Origin of the sequence: Kribbella shirazensis, assembly GCF_011761605.1 — a bacterium.
In the GTDB taxonomy this organism is placed as follows: Bacteria; Actinomycetota; Actinomycetes; order Propionibacteriales; family Kribbellaceae; genus Kribbella; species Kribbella shirazensis.
The window spans coordinates 4,571,775-4,590,078 of the sequence record NZ_JAASRO010000001.1 but is presented as its reverse complement, the minus strand read 5'-3'; the positions used below and the strand labels follow the sequence as shown (position 1 = coordinate 4,590,078).

General features: G+C 70.4%; 17 protein-coding genes. 2 read left to right on the top strand and 15 right to left on the bottom strand.

What is annotated here, in order from left to right; translation table 11 throughout:
* The first annotated feature begins 54 nt into the window (after nt 1-54).
* The gene (locus BJY22_RS22265; protein ID WP_167209737.1) at nt 55-2,034 is read left to right on the top strand and encodes a HelD family protein; all 1,980 of its coding nucleotides are present in this window, start codon (nt 55-57) and stop codon (nt 2,032-2,034) included.
* On the opposite strand, the gene BJY22_RS22260 is transcribed toward BJY22_RS22265, so the two are convergent.
* Genes BJY22_RS22260 through BJY22_RS22230 form a run of 7 tightly spaced genes read right to left on the bottom strand, consistent with a single transcriptional unit; the run spans nt 2,031 to nt 6,902 of the window.
* On the bottom strand, nt 2,031-3,116 hold the full coding sequence (locus BJY22_RS22260; RefSeq protein ID WP_167209735.1) for a Gfo/Idh/MocA family protein: 1,086 nt from the start codon (nt 3,114-3,116) through the stop codon (nt 2,031-2,033). The two genes, BJY22_RS22265 and BJY22_RS22260, sit on opposite strands and share 4 nt — an antisense overlap.
* Nucleotides 3,117-3,149: 33 nt before the next feature.
* A complete protein-coding gene (aroB, locus tag BJY22_RS22255) occupies nt 3,150-4,247 on the bottom strand; it encodes a 3-dehydroquinate synthase (RefSeq protein ID WP_167209733.1) in 1,098 nt (365 codons plus the stop codon).
* A complete protein-coding gene (locus BJY22_RS22250) occupies nt 4,244-4,744 on the bottom strand; it encodes a shikimate kinase (protein WP_167209731.1) in 501 nt (166 codons plus the stop codon). The genes aroB and BJY22_RS22250 overlap by 4 nt, the downstream gene beginning before the upstream one ends.
* Entirely contained in the window at nt 4,741-5,940 is a 1,200-nt protein-coding gene (aroC, locus tag BJY22_RS22245) for a chorismate synthase (protein WP_167209729.1), read from the bottom strand. The genes BJY22_RS22250 and aroC overlap by 4 nt, the downstream gene beginning before the upstream one ends.
* A 43-nt stretch (nt 5,941-5,983) precedes the next feature.
* Nucleotides 5,984-6,394 (bottom strand): type II toxin-antitoxin system VapC family toxin, encoded by a 411-nt coding sequence (locus BJY22_RS22240; protein ID WP_167209727.1) that lies wholly within the window; start codon nt 6,392-6,394, stop codon nt 5,984-5,986.
* A complete protein-coding gene (locus BJY22_RS22235) occupies nt 6,391-6,654 on the bottom strand; it encodes a type II toxin-antitoxin system Phd/YefM family antitoxin (protein WP_337758867.1) in 264 nt (87 codons plus the stop codon). The genes BJY22_RS22240 and BJY22_RS22235 overlap by 4 nt, the downstream gene beginning before the upstream one ends.
* A gap of 50 nt (nt 6,655-6,704) precedes the next feature.
* Nucleotides 6,705-6,902: a hypothetical protein gene (locus tag BJY22_RS22230; protein ID WP_167209726.1), complete on the bottom strand. Its 198-nt coding sequence runs from the start codon at nt 6,900-6,902 to the stop codon at nt 6,705-6,707.
* Between the two features lie 125 nt (nt 6,903-7,027).
* Here BJY22_RS22230 and BJY22_RS22225 point away from each other — a divergent pair, with 125 nt between their 5' ends.
* Entirely contained in the window at nt 7,028-8,143 is a 1,116-nt protein-coding gene (locus BJY22_RS22225; RefSeq protein ID WP_167209724.1) for an ADP-ribosylglycohydrolase family protein, read from the top strand.
* A 4-nt stretch (nt 8,144-8,147) separates the two neighbouring features.
* Here the strand turns inward: BJY22_RS22225 and BJY22_RS22220 are convergent, their stop codons facing one another.
* From BJY22_RS22220 to alaS, 8 genes are all read right to left on the bottom strand, one after another.
* Nucleotides 8,148-9,746 carry an FAD-binding protein gene (locus BJY22_RS22220; RefSeq protein WP_167209722.1) on the bottom strand — a complete coding sequence of 533 codons (1,599 nt, stop codon included), beginning with the start codon at nt 9,744-9,746 and terminating at the stop codon, nt 8,148-8,150.
* 90 nt (nt 9,747-9,836) lie between these two features.
* Nucleotides 9,837-10,544 (bottom strand): A24 family peptidase, encoded by a 708-nt coding sequence (locus BJY22_RS22215; RefSeq protein WP_337758866.1) that lies wholly within the window; start codon nt 10,542-10,544, stop codon nt 9,837-9,839.
* 11 nt (nt 10,545-10,555) lie between these two features.
* Nucleotides 10,556-11,596 (bottom strand): DUF2330 domain-containing protein, encoded by a 1,041-nt coding sequence (locus BJY22_RS22210; RefSeq protein ID WP_167209718.1) that lies wholly within the window; start codon nt 11,594-11,596, stop codon nt 10,556-10,558.
* Between the two features lie 14 nt (nt 11,597-11,610).
* Nucleotides 11,611-13,143, bottom strand: coding sequence for an FAD-binding protein (locus BJY22_RS22205; RefSeq protein WP_167209716.1), 1,533 nt, complete (start codon nt 13,141-13,143; stop codon nt 11,611-11,613).
* Nucleotides 13,130-13,954 (bottom strand): shikimate dehydrogenase, encoded by an 825-nt coding sequence (locus BJY22_RS22200; protein WP_167209714.1) that lies wholly within the window; start codon nt 13,952-13,954, stop codon nt 13,130-13,132. The genes BJY22_RS22205 and BJY22_RS22200 overlap by 14 nt, the downstream gene beginning before the upstream one ends.
* The gene (gene mltG / locus BJY22_RS22195) at nt 13,955-15,160 is read right to left on the bottom strand and encodes an endolytic transglycosylase MltG (RefSeq protein ID WP_337758865.1); all 1,206 of its coding nucleotides are present in this window, start codon (nt 15,158-15,160) and stop codon (nt 13,955-13,957) included.
* Nucleotides 15,157-15,615: a Holliday junction resolvase RuvX gene (ruvX, locus tag BJY22_RS22190; RefSeq protein ID WP_167209712.1), complete on the bottom strand. Its 459-nt coding sequence runs from the start codon at nt 15,613-15,615 to the stop codon at nt 15,157-15,159. The genes mltG and ruvX overlap by 4 nt, the downstream gene beginning before the upstream one ends.
* Nucleotides 15,616-15,630: 15 nt before the next feature.
* Complete coding sequence (gene alaS / locus BJY22_RS22185) at nt 15,631-18,300, bottom strand: alanine--tRNA ligase (protein ID WP_167209710.1); 2,670 nt, start codon at nt 18,298-18,300, stop codon at nt 15,631-15,633.
* Nucleotides 18,301-18,304 lie beyond the last annotated feature (4 nt).

Here is an 18,304-nt window from a genome sequence, read left to right as displayed (position 1 = left end):
CACCCATGTTAACCTGGACAAAAGATTGACCGGGTTAATCTTTTGAGGAGGGTGATGAGAAGCCTCGACGAGGAGCGCGCATACGCCGGGAGCTGCCGGGCCGCGCTGCGCAGGATGATCGCGGGCGCACGGGAGAACGTGGCCGTCGGCGAGCACACCTGGGGCGACCGGTACACCGCCGAGCGGCTGGGCTTCTACCTGAAGACACTCGCCCGGGACCTGGGCGAGGAGGGCGACAACCCGCCGTACTTCGGCGTGATCGCCTACGGTGCGGATGCCGGCGAACACTCCGGCCAGACCTACTACCTCGGCCGCCGGCACATCGCCGACGCGATCGGCCGGCCGCCGATGGTGATGGACTGGCGGGCCCCGGTGTCGGCCGCCTTCTACCAGGCGTCCGCGGTCGAGCCGCGCGGGATCGAGACCCGTCGCCGCTTCGGCTGGTCGGGCGACGTGCTGACCAGCTTCGAGGACGAGCACTTGCAGCCCGGGGCACCGCCCGCGCTCGCTGGTGCCGGTGAGCTGGTACGCCGGGAGATCGAGCGGGCGCGGGTCGGGCCGATGCGGGACATCGTCGCGACGATCCAGCCCGAGCAGGACGACCTGGTGCGGACCGACCTCGAGATCTCGGTGTGTGTCCAGGGTGCGCCCGGCACCGGCAAGACCGCGGTCGGCCTCCACCGGGCGGCGTACCTCCTCTATGCGCACCGCTCACGTCTCGGACGCACCGGCGTACTGGTCCTCGGACCGAACCAGGCGTTCCTGCGCTACATCTCAGCCGTCCTGCCGACACTCGGCGAGGTGGATGTCGAACAGACCACGATCGAGCGGCTCCTCGACCACGAGGCCCGCGGGACCGACGATCCGGCGGCGGCCGCGGTCAAGCACGACGTACGGATGGCCGACGTACTGCGGAACGCGGTGCACGGCCGGATCAGGCAGCCGGAACGGGCGGTCGTGGTGAACGACGCGTCGTACCGGTGGCGGGTCGACCAGCGCGAGTTCGCGGAGATGGTCGCCGAGGCGGAGGCGACGACGTACCTGACCGGGCGTGAGCGCCTGATCGCACGACTGGTCGCGGCGCTGCAACGTCAGGCCGAGGCGCGTGGGCAGAACTGCAACGGTGCCTGGCTGCGGCGGATGGCGCGAGCCGTGACGCCCGCGGTCGACGCGGTGTGGCCGAATCTCAAGGCCGACGACGTACTTGCCGAGGTCCTGAGTGACCCAGGCGCGGCCGCGGACGGCATCCTCACACCCGAGGAGCAGCGGGCGATCACGTGGTCGCGGCCGCGCAAGGCGAAGAGCGCGCGGTGGACCGCCGCGGACGCCGTACTGCTCGACGAGGTGAGTGGGTTGCTGCAGCGAACGCCGACGTACGGCCACGTGATCGTCGACGAAGCGCAGGACCTCTCCCCCATGCAGTGCCGGGCGATCGCGCGCCGCAGCGAACACGCCTCGATCACGGTGCTCGGCGACCTGGCGCAGACAACGACGGTGTGGGGTGCGCCGGACTGGCCGACACAGCTCGGGCACCTCGGGAAGCCGGCCGCGGAGATCGTTGCCCTGAGCACCGGCTACCGGGTGCCGGCGACCGTGGTCGAGCTGGCGAACCGGCTGCTGACAGCACTCGAGGTCGACGTTCCGCCCACCACGTCGTTCCGCTCGGACGGGGAGCTCAGGATCGCGCGCGTCGAGGACCTCGCCGTAGGAGCCGTGGACGCGGTGCGGCGCGCACTCGGGACCGAAGGCTCGATCGGCGTCATCGCGGCCGGCCATCACCTGGCGACAGCGACCGACGCCCTGAAGGCAGCTGGTATCGAGGCGACCGGCGCGGACGGTGCCGGCCGGGTGGCCGTCGTACCGGCGAGCCTGGCCAAGGGTCTCGAGTACGACCACGTGATCGCCCTCGAGCCGGCCGAGATCGTCGCCGCCGAGACCCGCGGTCTCAACCGGCTGTACGTCGTCCTCACCCGAGCGGTGTCGCGGCTGGACATCCTGCACACCCAGCCGCTCCCGCCGCAGCTCGCCGGTTAGCTCCAGGGAGCGCCTGGTCCGCCCATGCGTTCGGCGTACGGCGTTCCGTGGGCGAGTTCGCCGCGGCGGATCGGCTTGTCGGTGAAGGCGGACGCGTAGATCGCGGCCGCCAGTTCGAGCGTGTTCCGGGCCTCGGACAGGGTGACCGGGGTCGGCTCGCCGGCCGCCTTCGCGTCGAGGATCGCGGCGAGCTGCGCGGTGTGACCGCTGGCGACGTCCGGCAGGCCGGTCGACCACGCGGCGGCGACGTCCTCGTGGCCGGGCGCGGGCGTGATCGTCCAGTCGGGGTTCCGGTAGCCGTACAGGTGCTCGAGCTCCACCGTCGCGTTCTCGCAGTCGAAGCGCAGCTGCGAGGTCTGCCGCGCGGACACCAGCGAGTTCACGATCGACGCGACCGCGCCGTTCTCGAACGTCACGAGCGCCATCGACACGTCCTCGGTCTGCGTCGGCCGCGCCTGCCGGGCCGCGAGCGCGGTCACCTTCTCCCACGGGCCGAGGATCGACAACAGCAGGTCGTACTGATGGATCCCGTGGCCCATCGTCGGGCCGCCGCCCTCGACGTCGAACGTCCCGCGCCACGGCACCGCAAAGTACGCGTCGTCGCGGTACCAGACCGTGTTGCACAGGGCCACCAGCGGGCGGCCGAGGACGTCGTTCGCCAGCAGCTCCCGCAGTCGCACCGCGCCGGATCCGAACCGGTGCTGGAACACGCACGCCACCTGCGCCGCGGACTTCTCCTCCGCCGCGATCAGCTCGTCGAACTCGTCCAGCGACAGCGTCGGCGGCTTCTCCATGTAGACGTCCACGTCCGCCGCCAGGCACTCCGCGGCCAGCGGCACGTGCGTCTTCGGCGGCGTACACAGATGGACCAGGTCGACCTGCTCGGCGGCGAGCAGGTCGGTCAGGCTCGAGTACGTCGCCGGGATGTTCCACTCGGCGGCGAACTCCTTCGCGCGGGCCGGATCGACGTCGACGGCCGCGACCAGCTCGGCCCGGTCCGCCAGGGCGGTCACCGCCGTGGCATGCGCGCCGGCGATCCCGCCGGTGCCGACGATCGCGATCCGGTGCTTGCGCTCAGTCATATGGAAAGCCCTTTCCGAGGCGTTTCCAGAACCCTAGCTGATCTCGCCGTACGCCGCGACCAGAAGGCTCGGGTCCGGCGCTTCGAGGATGGCCGGTTTGGCCAGGGCGTCGAGGATCACGAAGCGGAGGCGGTCGGCCCGGGTCTTCTTGTCGAGCTTCATCGCGTCCTGCAGGTGGGGCCAGGCGTCGGCGCGGTAGCCGACCGGGAGACCGAGCGACTCCAGGACGGCGCGGTGCCGGTCGGCGGTCGCGTCGTCGAGCCGGCCGGCCGCGCGGGCGAGCTCGGCGACGAACACCATGCCGATGCTGATCGCCGCGCCGTGGCGCCACTTGTACCGCTCGACGCGCTCGATCGCGTGGCCGAGCGTATGCCCGTAGTTCAGCGCCTCGCGGCCGATCCGGCCGCCGGCGGTCGTGGTCCGCTCGCGCAGGTCCGCGCCGACGGTGTCGGCCTTCACCTGGATCGAGCGGGCGATCAGCTCCTCGGTCGCGCCGTACGACGGGCTCGTGGCCGCGGCCGGGTCCTTCTCGACCAGGTCGAGGATCACCGGGTCGGCGATGAAACCGCACTTCACGACCTCGGCGAGGCCGCTGACGTAGTCGTTCACCGGGAGGGACTCGAGCGCGGCGAGGTCGCACAGCACGCCGGCCGGCTCCCAGAACGCGCCGACCAGGTTCTTCCCCTCGGCGGTGTTGATGCCGGTCTTGCCACCGACGGCCGCATCGACCATCCCGAGCAGCGTGGTCGGGATGTGGACGACCTTCACGCCGCGCAGCCAGGTCGCCGCGACGAACCCGGCCAGGTCGGTCGTCGTGCCTCCGCCGACGCTGACGATCGCGTCCGATCTGGTGAAACCGGCCTGACCGAGCACCGACCAGCAGTAGGCCAGCACCTCGGCGGTCTTGGCTTCCTCGGCGTCCGGGATCTCGATCGCGTGCGCCGTGAAGCCGGACGCGGTCAGGTCGTCCCGGATCGCGTCGCCGGTCTCGCGCAGCGCCCGCGGGTGGATCACCGCGACCCGCTGCACACCCTCACCGAGCAGTCCGGGCAACTCACCCAACAGGTTGTTGCCGATGACAACGTCGTACGGTGCGGCGGCGGCAACCCGGATCCTGGTGGATTCGGTCACGTCAACTGCTCCAGGATCTCGTCGGCGATCTGGTCGGGTGTCTTGTCGTCGGTGACGACCGTCTGCTTGGCCACCTCGTCGTACAGCGGGCGGCGCGCCTCCATCAGGTTGCGCAGCTGGGTGCGGACGTTGCCGAGCAGCAGCGGCCGCGAGACGCCGAGACCGACGCGCTTGGCCGCCTCCCCCAGGCTCACCTCGAGGTAGACCACGTGATGTGCGGCCAGGTCGGCGCGGGTCTCGGGGTCGAGGATCGCACCGCCGCCGAGCGACAGCACCGCGCCGTCGTCCTGCAGCGCGACGACGATCGCGGCCCGCTCGAGCTTGCGGAAGTGCGCCTCGCCCTCGTCGACGAAGATGTCCGAGATCGGCTTACCGGCCGCGGCCTCGATGTCGGCGTCGGTGTCGCGGTGGGACACGCCGAGCCGCTCGGACAGCACCGCCGCGATCGTGGACTTGCCCGATCCGGGCGGGCCGACCAGGACGACGACCGGGCTCACTCCCACTCCCGCGGGGCGATGGTCGTCGGCAGGTTCGCCAGGTAGGACTGGTGGTTGCGCGCGGTCTCCGCGACCGAGTCGCCGCCGAACTTCTCCAGCGAGACCTCGGCCAGCACCAGCGCGACCATCGCCTCGGCGACGATCCCGGCCGCCGGTACGGCGCAGACGTCGGAGCGCTGGTGATGCGCGGCCGCGGCCTCGCCGGTGGACGTGTCGATCGTGCGCAGCGCCCGCGGCACGGTCGCGATCGGCTTCATCGCGGCGCGCACGCGGAGCGTCTCGCCGGTGCTCATCCCACCCTCGGTCCCGCCCGAGCGGCCGCTGGTCCGGCGGACCGTGCCGTCCTCGGCGACGATCTCGTCGTGCGCCTTGGAACCCGGCGTCCGGGCCAGCTCGAAGCCGTCGCCGAGCTCGACACCCTTGATCGCCTGGATGCCCATCAGCGCGCCGGCCAGCTTGGAGTCGAGGCGGCGGTCCCAGTGCACGTAGCTGCCCAGCCCCGGCGGGAGGCCGTCGACGACGACCTCGACCACGCCGCCGAGCGTGTCACCGGCCTTCTGCGCGGCGTCGATCTCGGCGACCATCTGCTTGCTCGCGTCCGGGTCGAGACAGCGGACCGGGTCCGCGTCCAGCTTGGCCACATCGGAGTACGCCGGGATCACGCCGTACGGGGCCTTGACGGTGCCGAGCTCGACCACGTGGCTGACGATCGTCACGCCGTACGCCTGCCGCAGGAAACGGGCCGCGACCTCACCGAGCGCGACCCGCGCCGCGGTCTCGCGGGCGCTGGCGCGTTCGAGCACCGGGCGGGCCTCGTCGAACCCGTACTTCTGCATACCGGCCAGGTCGGCGTGACCGGGCCGCGGGCGGGTCAGCGGGGCATTCCGGGCGAGGCCGGCGAGCGTCTCCGGGTCGACCGGGTCGGCGCTCATCACCTGCTCCCACTTGGGCCACTCGGTGTTCCCGACCTGGATCGCGACCGGGCTCCCGAGGGACAGCCCGTGCCGGAACCCGCCGACGAACGTCACCTCGTCCCGTTCGAACTTCATCCGGGCACCGCGGCCGTAGCCGAGCCGACGACGAGCCAGGGCGTCGGCCACGTCATCAGTGGTGACCTCGACCCCCGCGGGAAGACCTTCGAGTACGGCGACGAGCGCTTGTCCGTGCGACTCGCCGGCGGTAAGCCAGCGCAGCATGCCCCGATTCTTCCACGGCACGTTCAGGTGCCGGACGCCGGTCTCAGTTGTCGAAGGGATCGAGAAGCCGTACGCCGGTGTGCTCGACGTCCGCGGTGTTGCGGGTGACGAATGTCCAGTCGTTGACCAACGCGGTCGCGGCCATCAACCCGTCGGCCAGCGGGAGTGGACGGTTCGCATTCAGCTGCCCCCAGGTCTCGGCGGCCTCCAGGGACACTGGGACGATCCGATCCGAATAGCCACGGACGAGTCGCTGCCGCCAGTCGTCGAGCGCGGCCGCCTGCCTGGGATCCCGGGTCGCGAGCCGCTCGACACCCTGTTTGATCTCTCCGACCACGAGCACACTCAGGTACAGCTGGGCGGACCTGACCGACTTCAGCCAGGCGACCACACCCGGATTCGGCGACTTCTTGCGCAACTCGGACACCACATTCGTGTCGAGCAGATAGGTCATTCGAAGTCGACCTGCCGCACCGGCTCCGTCGACCGCTCGATCTCCAGATCGACGTCGGGCGCCGAGGCCAGGAAACTCTTGAAGTCCTCCACCACTTCCACTCCCACCATTCGCCGGTAGTCCACGATGTCCAGCACGACGGCGACCTGCTCCCCGTGCTTCGTCACGAACTGCGGCCCGTCGGTCCGCACGGCCCGGATCAGTTCACTGAAATGCTGCTTCGCTTCCTGCAGTTGCCACTGTCCAGCGGTCACGGTCACGATCATCACCTCTGACCAGAAGTCTAGACAGACTAGACAGAATCGCCAAGTCAGCGGCAGGGCTGGGTGTCCTGGGTGGAGGCGGTGCGGACGGTGAGGACGGCGTTGAAGGTCTTGACGAGGGCGGAGTCCTCGCAGGTCGAGGCGGCGGCTGCCTGACCGCCGGCGATCGCCGCGCCCGTGAGGGCGGTGGTGGCGAGGGCCGCCACGGCCAGGCGCCCGGCGGTACGACGGAATGCGGGGGTCATCATGCGCTCCTTCACGGCGATCGATTGCTTCTACCAACGACCGTAGAAGCTCCGACCGCGCCGCGAACTGGCTCTGGATCCCGTCTCGGAGGTAGCGCTGACACCACCATGGATAGGGTCCTGGCATGACGCGGCGGGATGAAGAGACGTGGCGGGCGCGGATACGGGGTTGCCTGCTGGGCGGTGCGATCGGGGACGCGCTGGGCGGGCCGGTCGAGTTCGAGGACGGTCGTTCGATCGTCGCGAAGCACCCGGACGGCGTACGGACCTTCGTGGACGGCGGCGCCGGCTGGCCGCCGGGGACCATCACCGACGACACCCAGATGACGCTGTTCACGGTCGAGGGACTGATCCGGGCGGGTGTCCGGACCGACCGTGGGCTCGGCGTGACCGTGGCCGTCGTCCAGCACGCGTACGACCGCTGGCTGGACACGCAGACCCTGCCGGGCCCGAGCGGTGAACGTGACGGCTGGCTGCACCGCGAGCAGTGGCTGTACGCCCGGCGCGCGCCGGGCAACACCTGCCTGACCGCGTTGACCGAGGCCCGTCAGGGCGAGGCGAAGATCCCGCGGTTCGGCGCGCAGGCGGTCAACGACTCGAAGGGCTGCGGCGGGGTGATGCGGGTCGCGCCGTTCGGGCTGATGCCCCAGGTGTTCCCGACCGACTGGATCTTCGACTCGGCCGCCGACGCCGCCGGGTACACGCACGGCCATCCGACCGGGAAGCTCGCCTCGGGCACGCTGGCCGCGATCATCCACGCACTGTGCGCCGGGGCGACCCTCGACGAGGCGATCACCCGCGCCACGAGTCTCCTGGTCCAGCACGAGGGCCACGAGGAGACCAGTACCGCTCTCTCCTTTGCGAGGCAACTGGCCGCCACCGCGCAGCCCGGCCCGGTCACGGTCGAGCGCCTCGGCGGCGGCTGGATCGCCGAAGAGGCGTTGGCGATCGCTGTGTACGCCGCCCTCGCCTGCCCCGAGCCCGAGCAGTTCCTCGACGCGCTGGCGCTGGCGGTCACCCACTCCGGCGACAGCGACTCCACCGGCGCGATCTGCGGCAACATCCTGGGCGCCCTCCACGGCGAGACGGCTCTCCCCGCAGAGCTCGTCTTCACCGTCGAGGGCCGTCCGGTCATCCTGCAGCTCGCCGACGACTTCGCGCTGGAGTACAGCCGGCGGCAGCGGCTGCACGGCGACTACGGCCCGTTCACCGAGTGGACCACGCGCTACCCCGGCTGGTGACTGTCTATCGGGGCTCGATCGAGAGCTTGTGGCGGAACACGTTGCGCGGGTCCCACTTCGCCTTGATCTGCTGCAGCCGCGGGTAGTTGCCCAGGTAGTACAGGTCGTGCCACGGCACACCAGAGGTGTTGTACGCCGGGTCGGCCAGGTCCACGTCCGGGTAGTTGATGTACGACCCGGCGTTGATCGTGTTCGGCACCGGTACGCCGCCCGTGTCGCGGTAGATGGCGGCGTACGACTTCCGTGTCCACGCGAGGTGCTTGGCGTCGTCGGCGGCGGACGTCCACGCCGCACTGAGCACCATCTTGGCGACGACGTCGCGCTGCGCGGCCGCGGTCGCGTCCGGCGGGACGGTGTTGACCTTCCCGCCGTACGGGACGAGCAGCGCCGACGACTGCGGTCCTTCGTACGTCGTGTCGGTCAGCGCGCGGTACATCTCCACGATCTGCTCGTCGGCGTACCCCTTCCTCAGGTACCCCGCCTTGTACTTGGCGCGTCCCGGCGTCGGCGTCTCGGCGATCGACCGCTCCATCGTGGTGTGCAGGAACGGCCCCACTCCGGCGTCGATCACCTGCGGCTTCGGGTCCACACCGGCCACCATCGCGGCGTTGAACGCGTTCATCAGCTTCCCGGAGTCCGGCGCGGCGGCGTCGATCTGGGTGGAAAGCAGGAACTGCCCCGCCGACGAGTGCGTGAGGATGAACGGCGCGTAGAGCGTCGCGTACGGCGAGTCCGCGGTGTTGTGCTGCTCGAAGAAGTCGAACCAGTTCCGCACCGTCCGCACGAAACCGGCCTGGGTCATGGTCTTCCAGTCGTACACCAACAGGGTCGACCGCAGCGCGGCCGGTGCCTTGGGCAACGACTCGGCGGGCGAGCGGCCGGAGGCGCCGACGGACCGCATCAGGTACCGCGTGACGACACCGAAGTTCCCGCCGCCACCACCCGTGTGCGCCCACCACAGGTCGCGGTGCGCGTTGTCGCGGGTCGCCACCACGGAACGCGCCCGTCCGCGCGCATCGACGACCACGATCTCCACGCCGTACAGATGGTCGACGACCGAGCCGTACTTGCGCGACAGCGGCCCGTACCCGCCGCCGCTGAAGTGACCGCCGACCCCCACGCTGAGGCAGCCGCCGCCGGGCACCGTCACGCCCCAGCCGTAGAACAGCTCCTTGTACACGGTCTCGAGCGTCGCACCGGCGCCGATCGAGAAGGCCCGGTACTGCGGGTCCCAGGTCACCGCGTCGTACGTCGACAGATCCAGCAGCACCTCGATGTCGCTGCTGTCCACGAAGTCCTCGAAGCAGTGACCACCGCCGCGTACGGCGACCCGCTTGCCGCTGCGGACCGCGTCCTGCACGGCCGCGACGGCGTCCTCGCTCGACTGGATCACCCGCGCGTAGTCGGGTGTGCCGACGAAGCGCCGGTTCTGGCCGCGCTGCACGAGATCCTGGTAGCGCGCGTCGTCCGGACCGATCTTCGCACTGGTGCTGGTGCTGCCGCTGGTCCCGGCGACGGGGCTCGCGGACGCCGTACCGGGCACGGCGAGAGCGGCGCCCGCGACAGCGGTTCCGGCCAGGAGACCACGACGACTGACAGGCATTGAGATTCCCTCCCGAAGGTTCGAATGCCTCGACCCTAGGAAGACTCAGGGGCCCCGCACATCAACCATCCGGGTGAGACCAGGGATCCCCTATCCGGCGTACAACCGCTCCAACGGAGCACCGAGCACGACACCGGCCAGCGCCCCGGCGAGCATGAACGGACCGAACGGCACCATCTGCTTGCGCGTCATCACCCGGCTCGCGATCAGCACGATCCCGACCAGCGCACCGAGGAAGAACCCGCCGTACAACCCGGACACGAACTCACCCCAGCCCAGCCACCCCAGCGCACCGCCCAGCAACCCGGACAGCCGCACGTCGCCGAACCCGACCCCGCGCGGGAACGCGAACCACAGCACGTAGAACACCGCGAACCCGATCGCCCCCGCGATCACCGCCCGCCGCAGCGACCCCCACTCCCCCGTGGCGATCGCCGCCGCCACCAGCCCCGCCCCGACCACGACGTACGTCGGCCAGATGATCACCGACGGCAGGTACCGCGACCGCGCGTCGATGTACCCGAGGACTGCACCGACCACTGCCAGGACCAGCCACGCGGGGAGTACTGCCGCCAGGCCGATCAGCCAGCCCAGCAACCCGCCCGCGAACGCCGCGAGACCACCGCACCAGTACGCCGCCCTCCGCCCCGCCAGCGACGCGTACGGGATCTTGGTCTCGCCCTCGTCCAGCACCGGCTCGGGGATCCGCCGCATCAGCCACGGACCGAGTACGGACGCCGCGGGACCGCAGACGACCACACCGATCCCCGCAGCGAGCAACGCGTTCTCAGCCGGCACGATCGAGCAGCCTAGCGGGCCGCCCGCTTCACCAGCACCCGGGCGAGTACGGCCGCGCCGGCACCGAGCAGCAGCAGGCCGCCGAACAGCACCGCGATCGTGCTCCACAAGCCGTCGTTCTGCGTCACGTAGACGACGCGCTGGTACGCGTCGTCGTTCGCGGCCCGCTCGAACGTGAAGTCGTCGGTGATCCGGCTCGGCTCGCGGTACGTCGCCGTGTACGCGGTCAGGAAGGCGGCCGGCTTCGCGAGCGCCTCGTCCTCGACCGGGCCGGCGAACAGCAGCTCCGGCTGCACACCGGCGTACGGCACCTTGGTCGCGTCGACCCGGTGCTCCGCGGCGACGTACACGGTGACGGTCTGGGTGGTCGTCGCGCCCTTGCTCAGCCGCATCGGGTACACGATCCGGTCGGACGCGAACGTCAGCCGCAGCGGCGGCGTCGATCCGCTCAGGCTCTCGCCGTCGCTCCTCGGCGCGAGCTTGACCGCGACGATCTCCCACTTCTCGGTCAGGTACGGCGTGAGGTTCGCGGCCAGTGTTGCCGGTACGACGTACCCGTTCGTGCGCAGCCAGTCCGTGACCGCCGTACCGCTCGAGCCGCCGAGCCGGGTGACGGCGAACGGGCCGAGCAGCATCTGCTGCTTGACGTTCACGCCGGCGCCCGGCGCGGTCGGGGCGCCGGCCGAGTCGCCCCGGCCGCTGCCCATGATCCCGAGATCGCGGAACGGCCAGTACGTCTTCTTGACGACCCGCTTCGGCCGCGTCAGGCGTTCGAGGCGGGAGAACAGCTCGTCGTCGCCGAGCTCGACCTTCGCGGCGGCCGGGACCGGCATGATCCACGCCGCCTTCTTCGAGGTGCCGCGGACCGCCATCGAGAGCGTGATCTGCTCGGTGCCGCCGGAGTACTGGACCAGGGCGTTCTCGCCGTACACCCGGGCCTTGGACTGCCCGTCCGGCAGGTAGCCGCCGCAGGCACACGCCCACGCCGGCGTCACCCCTGCCGCGACGAATCCGGCAGCCAGCACACCCGCGATCACCCGCCAAAGCTTCACGGGCCGAACACTAGCTAGCCGAGGGTGTACGGAGCGTGGAAGAAGTTCGCCGGGTCGTACTTCGTCTTCGCCGCCTGCAGCTTCGCCGTGCTCGCGCCGTAGTACGAACCGACCGCGCGGCCGGGCTCGACGTAGTTCACGTAGCCGCCCGCGGAGAACGATCGGACCGCGCGGTGACCGTTCGCGACGAAGGTCTGCGCGGACTTGGTCTGGGCCGACGAGTACCACTGGATCACGGCGAGCGCGCCGCGCCACGGCCAGGACGAACCTCCGGCGGGCTGCATCGCGGCCTGGCCGCCGAGGGGGTCGAGGATCGCCGACGCCGGCGTCGCGGCCCGCGCGGCCGCCTTCACCGCACCGAGCAGCCCGGTGATCGCCGCCGCGTCCATCGGCCCCTCGAGTACGTCGGAACCGGCGAGGAACCCCTGGCGCGGACTCGTCGTGCCGCCGCCGAGGTACTTCACGGCGTCCAGATGCGACTTCACCGAGAGGGTCCGCGCCGACGCCTTCGCGCCGACCAGCGACTCCAGCTGGGCGGCCGCCGCGGTTCCGTCGCCGGTGGTGGACACGCCGAGCACGCGGATCACCAGCGTTCCGTTGCTCTTGGCGTCGATATGGAGGTTGGCCCAGACCGTCGTCGGCGCGCTCTGCGCGAACTGCTGCCAGCCGCGTACCACAGCCGCCGCCTGCGCCTCGGGCCAGGTGAGCCGGAAGAAGCCGAGCTCGGTCGCCGGGATCGTGGTGAACTGGAACGACGTGACCACGCCGAGATTGCCGCCGCCGCTGCCGCGCAGCGCCCAGAACAGGTCGGGCTCCGAGGTCGCGCTGACGGTGCGGGACGTTCCGTCCGCGGTGACGACGCCCATCGACACGACGCGGTCGCAGGTCAGGCCGTAGGTCCTGGTGTGGACTCCCAGCCCGCCGCCGAGGGTGAGGCCGGCGACGCCGACGGTCGGGCAGGTCCCGGTCGGCAGCGAGCGGCCGTACCGGTCGAGGAACGCGTGGACGTCGTACAGCCGGGCCCCGGCGCCGACGGTGAGGACACCGTTCGCGTAGCTCATGCTCTTGAGGCCGCCGACGTCGAGTTGCAGGCCGTTGGCGATCGTCGACGCGCCGACGTACGAGTGGCCGCCGCTTTTCGGGACCAGGACGAGTTTGTTGTCGCGGGCGAAGGTGATCGCCTGCTCGACGTCGGACGGTTTGGCTGCCTTCACCACGGCGGCCGGGCGGACGGTGTCCCAGCGAGGGTCGAAGAGCTGGTGCGCGGCGGCGTACCCGGAGGTGGAGGGCAGGTAGAGGAGGCCTTCGAGAGAGCGGGCGAGGCGGTTCCAGTTCGGTGCGGTCGACGTCGGGGCGGGGGCCGACGTGCTCGGGGTGCTGCTGGTCGGCGTACCGGTGCTGGTCGGAGCGGTCGTGGCCGTCGGCGTGGACGTTGGCGACGGGCTCGGCGTACCGCCGGTGTCTTTGGCATCGCTGCAGCCGGCGAGCGTGGCGGCGGCTGCGGCACCGCCGGCGATCAGGAGGGTACGACGGTCAAGCAGGCTCACGATCCCCGAGCTCCTCACGCGCAGCCGTCCGCATGGCCGCCAGAGGAGCCGGCGACCTCCCCGTCATCATCTCGACCTGGAGGGTCGCCTGATGCACGAGAAGGTCAAGTCCGTTCAACAGCTCGGTACCGATCCGGTGCGCCGCGATCGCGAGCCGGGTCGGCCAGGGGTGGTACGCGACGTCGAACACCACCGGCGCGACGCCGGCGAAGTGCTCCGCCCACGGGTCGACCGCGCCACCGGGCAGTGTCGAGACGCACAGGTCGAAACCGCCGATCTGCTCGACCTGTGAGAAGTCCGCGACCGTCGTGCGCAGTCCGAGCTCCGCCGCGAGATCCCGCAGCCGCTCCGCCTTGGCGACGTCACGGACGACGATCGTCACCTCGGTGACCTGCATGCCCCGGAGCGCCGCCAGGGTGGACGCGGCCGTCGCGCCTCCGCCGATCACCACCGCCGTCTCGGCGGCCGTGATGCCGGACTCCGCGAACGCATTCACCAGCCCGGGTACGTCGGTGTTATGGGCGGACCGGGATCCGTCGGGCTCGAACAACATCGTGTTCGCCGCACCGATCAGCTCCGCGACCGGGTCCACTGTGTCGACCAGGTCGAGCGCCACACGTTTCAGAGGCATCGTCAACGACAGCCCACGGACGTCCTGTCCGAGACCCGCCACGAAGCCGGCGAGCTCGGCCTCCGCCACCTCATAAGCGTCGTACGTCCAGTCCAGCCCGAGCGCGGCGTACGCGGCCCGGTGCATGGCCGGCGACAAGGAGTGCGCAATCGGCGAACCGAGAACAAGGCAGCGGGTCAATCAGCACCTGCCTTTGTGGGCCTGGCACCAGGCCTGGAGTTTCTTCACGTTGGCCTCGTGCTCCTCGGCGGTGTTCGCGAACGCGGTCTCGCCGGTGTCCAGGTTGATCAGCGTGAAGTACAGCCACTGCCCCTGCGCCGGGTTGATCGCGGCGCGCAGCTCGTCGCGGGTCGGCGAGTTGATCGGCGTCGGCGGCAGGCCCTTGTACTTGTACGTGTTGTACGGCGACGGGTTGTCGCGCTGCTCCGGGGTGGTGAAGACACCGCCGTCCCTGCCGACCACGTAGTGGATCGTCGAGTCCATCTGCAGCTTCATGCCGCGGGCCAGCCGGTTGTAGATCACCCGCGCGACCTTGGCGTAGTCCTCGGACTTGTTCGTCTCGGCGCCGACGATGCTGGCCACGATCACCGCCTGATACGGGTCCAGCTTCTTCCGGCTGGCGGTGTTCACCAGGTCCAGCGAGGCGGCGTTCTTCGCGTAGTTGGCCGTCATCAGCTTGAGCATCGTGTACGCCGTCGCGTTCTTCGGCACGTCGTACGTCCCGGGGAAAAGGAAGCCCTCGGCGTTGCCGTGCGCGTACGACGGCAGACCGAGCTGGGCCGGGTTACCGAGCGCCTTCGCGGCGGCGCCGGCCGGGAGCTTGAGCTTCGAGCCCTGCAGGATCAGTGCGACCTCGGCCTTGGTCTTGCCGGCCGGGACGCTGATCCGCGCCACCCGGACGGACTCGGCCGTGTTCAGCATCAGGTCGAGCGCCGCCTTGGCGGACATGTGCTTGCGGAGCGTGTAGGTGGCCGCCTGGATCTGCAGCGACCGCGGGTCGTCGCGGGCCACCCGCTCGAACGCGCGGGCGCTCTTCACGACTTCCTTCTTCTCCAGGGTGTCCGCGATCGAGGCGGTCGCCTGGCCCTTGGTGATCTCGACGACCACCGTGCCGGTGCCCGGTCCCTCGTAGTCCGGCGCCGAGAACACCCCGGCCAGCGCGTCCTTACCCTTGCCGAAGCCGATCACCGCACCGGCGACCAGGGCGCCGACGACGAGCAGCGAGACCAGGCCGGCGAAGCAGCCGAACGCCCGGCGGCCGCGGGCGCGGCGCCGGTTCGCGCGGCGCTCCGAACGGGACTCCGGGCGCAGACCGAGGCCACTGCCCAGGTCGTCGTGCTGGTCCTCGCTCTCGTTCGTTTCCTCGTCCACCGATGGTCCGTTCACAGGGGCCTCCCGGGTGGGTTGCCGGTCTCGCGCTCGAGGTCGAGCGCATGTTGGAGAATGACGACCGCCGCGGCCTGATCGACCACGGCCCGTCGCTTGGAGCCCTTCTTTCCCCGTTCCCGCAACATCCGTTCGGCGGTGACCGTGGTGAACCGCTCGTCCACCAGCCGCACCGTCGTCCCCGTGTTCGTCGCGCGTACCTTGTCCTGCACCTGCTCCGCCGTCTCCCGGATCTTCACCGCCGCCGGCCCCTCGCCCCCGGACAGGGAACGCGGCAGCCCGACCACGATCTCGAACGCCTCCAGTTCGGCGGCGAGTGCGGCGATCCTCTCCAGATCATCGGGACCACGGAGAATAGTAGTCACAGGTGTTGCCAGGATCCCGTGCGGATCGCTGCTGGCGACGCCGATCCGGGCGTCTCCGATGTCCAGCGCGATCCGCACGCCACGTCTCATCGAGTCACTCGCAAACTAGCCGGTGACCTGGTGGCCGATCGCGTGCTCGACGGCACTCAGCGCGTCGTCGGCACCGGCCGCGTCCGTGCCGCCACCCTGGGCGACGTCGTCCTTGCCGCCACCGCGGCCACCGAGCTTCTCGGCCGCGACCCGAACCAGGTCACCGGCCTTCAGCCGCCACTCGCGGGCGGTGTCGTTGAGCGCTACCACCACACCGGGCTTGCCGTCGTTCACACTCAGTACGGCGACCACGGCCGGCTTGTCGGTCGCCATCCGGCCACGAACGTCCAGGGCCAGCTTGCGCAGGTCGCCGCCGTTCACGCCGTCGGGCGCGCGGTGGCCGACGTACTGGACGCCGAAGACGTCCTTCGGGTTCGCCGACAGCTCGGCCGCGGCCTGCAGGACCTGGGCGGCCCGCACGCGCTCGAGCTCCTTCTCGGCGGCGCGCAGCCGCTCGGCCAGATCGGCGACCTTCGCCGGCAGCTCCTCCGGCCGGGCCTTCAGGTTCTCGCTGAGCAGCCGGACCAGCGCCCGCTCGCGGCCGAGGTAGTGCAGCGCCTCCATGCCGACGAACGCCTCGAGCCGGCGAACACCCGCACCGACCGACGACTCGCTCGTGACGGTCAGCGCGCCGACCTGCGACGAGTGCTTCACGTGCGTGCCGCCGCAGAGCTCGCGCGACCACGGTCCACCGATCTCGACCACGCGGACCTGCTCGTCGTACGTCTCACCGAACAGCGCCAGCGCACCCCATTCCCGGGCCTCGGGCAGCGACATGTACTGCGCCGACACCGGGAGGTCCTGCCGTACGGCGAGGTTCGCGACCTCCTCGATCTCCGACCGGGTGGCCGGGTCGAGCGCCGACGACCAGGCGAAGTCGAGCCGCAGGTAGCCGGGCTTGTTGTACGAACCACTCTGCAGCGCGTTCGGGCCGAGCACCTGACGCAGCGCGGCGTGCACGACGTGCGTGCCGGAGTGCGCCTGGCAGGCCGAGACGCGCCACTCGTGGTCGACCTCGGCGTGCACGTCGGTCCCGGGACGCAGTACGCCGTCGAGGACCTCGACCCGGTGCACGATCAGGCCCTTCACCGGGCGCTGTACGTCGAGCACCTTCAGCTTCAGGCCGTCGCCGACGATCAGGCCCTCGTCGGCGATCTGGCCGCCGGACTCGGCGTAGAACGGGGTCTTCTCCAGCACGACCTCGACGGTCTCGCCCTGCTCGGCGAAGTCGGCGACCGTACCCTCGCGGAGCAGCCCGCGGACCTGCGAGTCGGTGGCGAGCTCGGAGTACCCGGTGAACTCGGTGGCGCCCTTCTCACGCAGCTCCCGGTAGCCCGAGGTGTCCGCGTGACCGGCCTTCTTCGCGCGTGCGTCGGCCTTGGCCCGCTCGCGCTGCTCCTTCATCAGTGAGCGGAAGCCCTCGGTGTCGACGTTCAGGCCCTGCTCGGCCGCCATCTCGATGGTCAGGTCGATCGGGAACCCGTAGGTGTCGTGCAGCTGGAACGCCTTCGCGCCCTCGAGCTGGTGCGCACCGCCGGCCTTCGTCTCGCGCACCGCCACGTCGAAGATCGTCGTCCCGGCCGTGAGCGTACGGCGGAACGCGTCCTCCTCGGCGTACGCAACCTGGCTGATCCGGCCGAAGTCCGGCTCCAGCTCCGGGTACGACTTCTTCATCTGCTCGAGGCTCACCGGGAGCAGCTCGACCAGGCTCGGGTCCTCGTAGCCGAGCAGCCGCATCGAGCGGATCGCGCGGCGGAGCAGCCGGCGCAATACGTACCCGCCCTGCTCGTTGCCCGGGGTGACACCGTCGCCGATCAGCATCAGCGCGCTGCGGACGTGGTCCGCGACCACCCGGAACCGGACGTCGTCCTCGTGCTCGGCGCCGTACTTGCGGCCGGTCAGGTCGGAGGCCCGCTCGATCACCGGGTAGATCTCGTCGATCTCGTACATGTTGTCGACGCCCTGCAGCAGGTACGCAACCCGCTCCAGGCCGAGACCGGTGTCGATGTTCTTCTTCGGCAGCTCGCCGAGGATCGGGTAGCCCTCCTTGCCGCCACCCTCACCGCGGATGTTCTGCATGAAGACCAGGTTCCAGAACTCCAGGTAGCGGTCGCCCGCCTCCCAGTCCCGGTCGGCGCCGAACTCCGGGCCGCGGTCGATCAGGATCTCCGAGCACGGGCCGCACGGACCCGGAATGCCCATCGACCAGAAGTTGTCCTTCATGCCGAGCCGGACGATCCGGTCGTCGGGCAGCCCGGCGACCCGCTTCCAGATGTCGATCGCCTCGTCGTCCTCGTAGTACACCGAGGCGTAGAGGACCGACTCGTCGAAGCCGTAACCGCCCTCGTTCTGCGGCTTGGTGACCAGCTCCCAGGCGAACTTGACGGCGTCTTCCTTGAAGTAGTCGCCGAAGGAGAAGTTGCCGTTCATCTGGAAGAACGTGCCGTGCCGGGTGGTCTTGCCGACCTCGTCGATGTCGAGGGTCCGCACGCACTTCTGCACGCTCGTGGCGCGCGGGTACGGCGGAGTCTGCTGGCCGACGAAGTACGGCACGAACTGGGCCATGCCGGCGACGTTGAACAGCAGGTTCGGGTCCGGCGACGGCAGTGGCGCGCTCGGCACCACGGTGTGGCCCCGGTCCTCGAAGTACTGCAGGAACCGCCGCCTGATCTCACTGGTTTCCATGGGT

Excerpts from the sequence above, each read along its gene's own strand:
- BJY22_RS22265 (WP_167209737.1), top strand. The coding sequence starts at position 55 with ATGAGAAGCCTCGACGAGGAGCGCGCATACGCCGGGAGCTGCCGGGCC.
- BJY22_RS22260 (WP_167209735.1), bottom strand. The coding sequence starts at position 3,116 with ATGACTGAGCGCAAGCACCGGATCGCGATCGTCGGCACCGGCGGGATC.
- aroC (WP_167209729.1), bottom strand. The coding sequence starts at position 5,940 with ATGCTGCGCTGGCTTACCGCCGGCGAGTCGCACGGACAAGCGCTCGTC.
- BJY22_RS22240 (WP_167209727.1), bottom strand. The coding sequence starts at position 6,394 with ATGACCTATCTGCTCGACACGAATGTGGTGTCCGAGTTGCGCAAGAAG.
- BJY22_RS22230 (WP_167209726.1), bottom strand. The coding sequence starts at position 6,902 with ATGACCCCCGCATTCCGTCGTACCGCCGGGCGCCTGGCCGTGGCGGCC.
- BJY22_RS22225 (WP_167209724.1), top strand. The coding sequence starts at position 7,028 with ATGACGCGGCGGGATGAAGAGACGTGGCGGGCGCGGATACGGGGTTGC.
- BJY22_RS22220 (WP_167209722.1), bottom strand. The coding sequence starts at position 9,746 with ATGCCTGTCAGTCGTCGTGGTCTCCTGGCCGGAACCGCTGTCGCGGGC.
- ruvX (WP_167209712.1), bottom strand. The coding sequence starts at position 15,615 with ATGAGACGTGGCGTGCGGATCGCGCTGGACATCGGAGACGCCCGGATC.
- alaS (WP_167209710.1), bottom strand. The coding sequence starts at position 18,300 with ATGGAAACCAGTGAGATCAGGCGGCGGTTCCTGCAGTACTTCGAGGAC.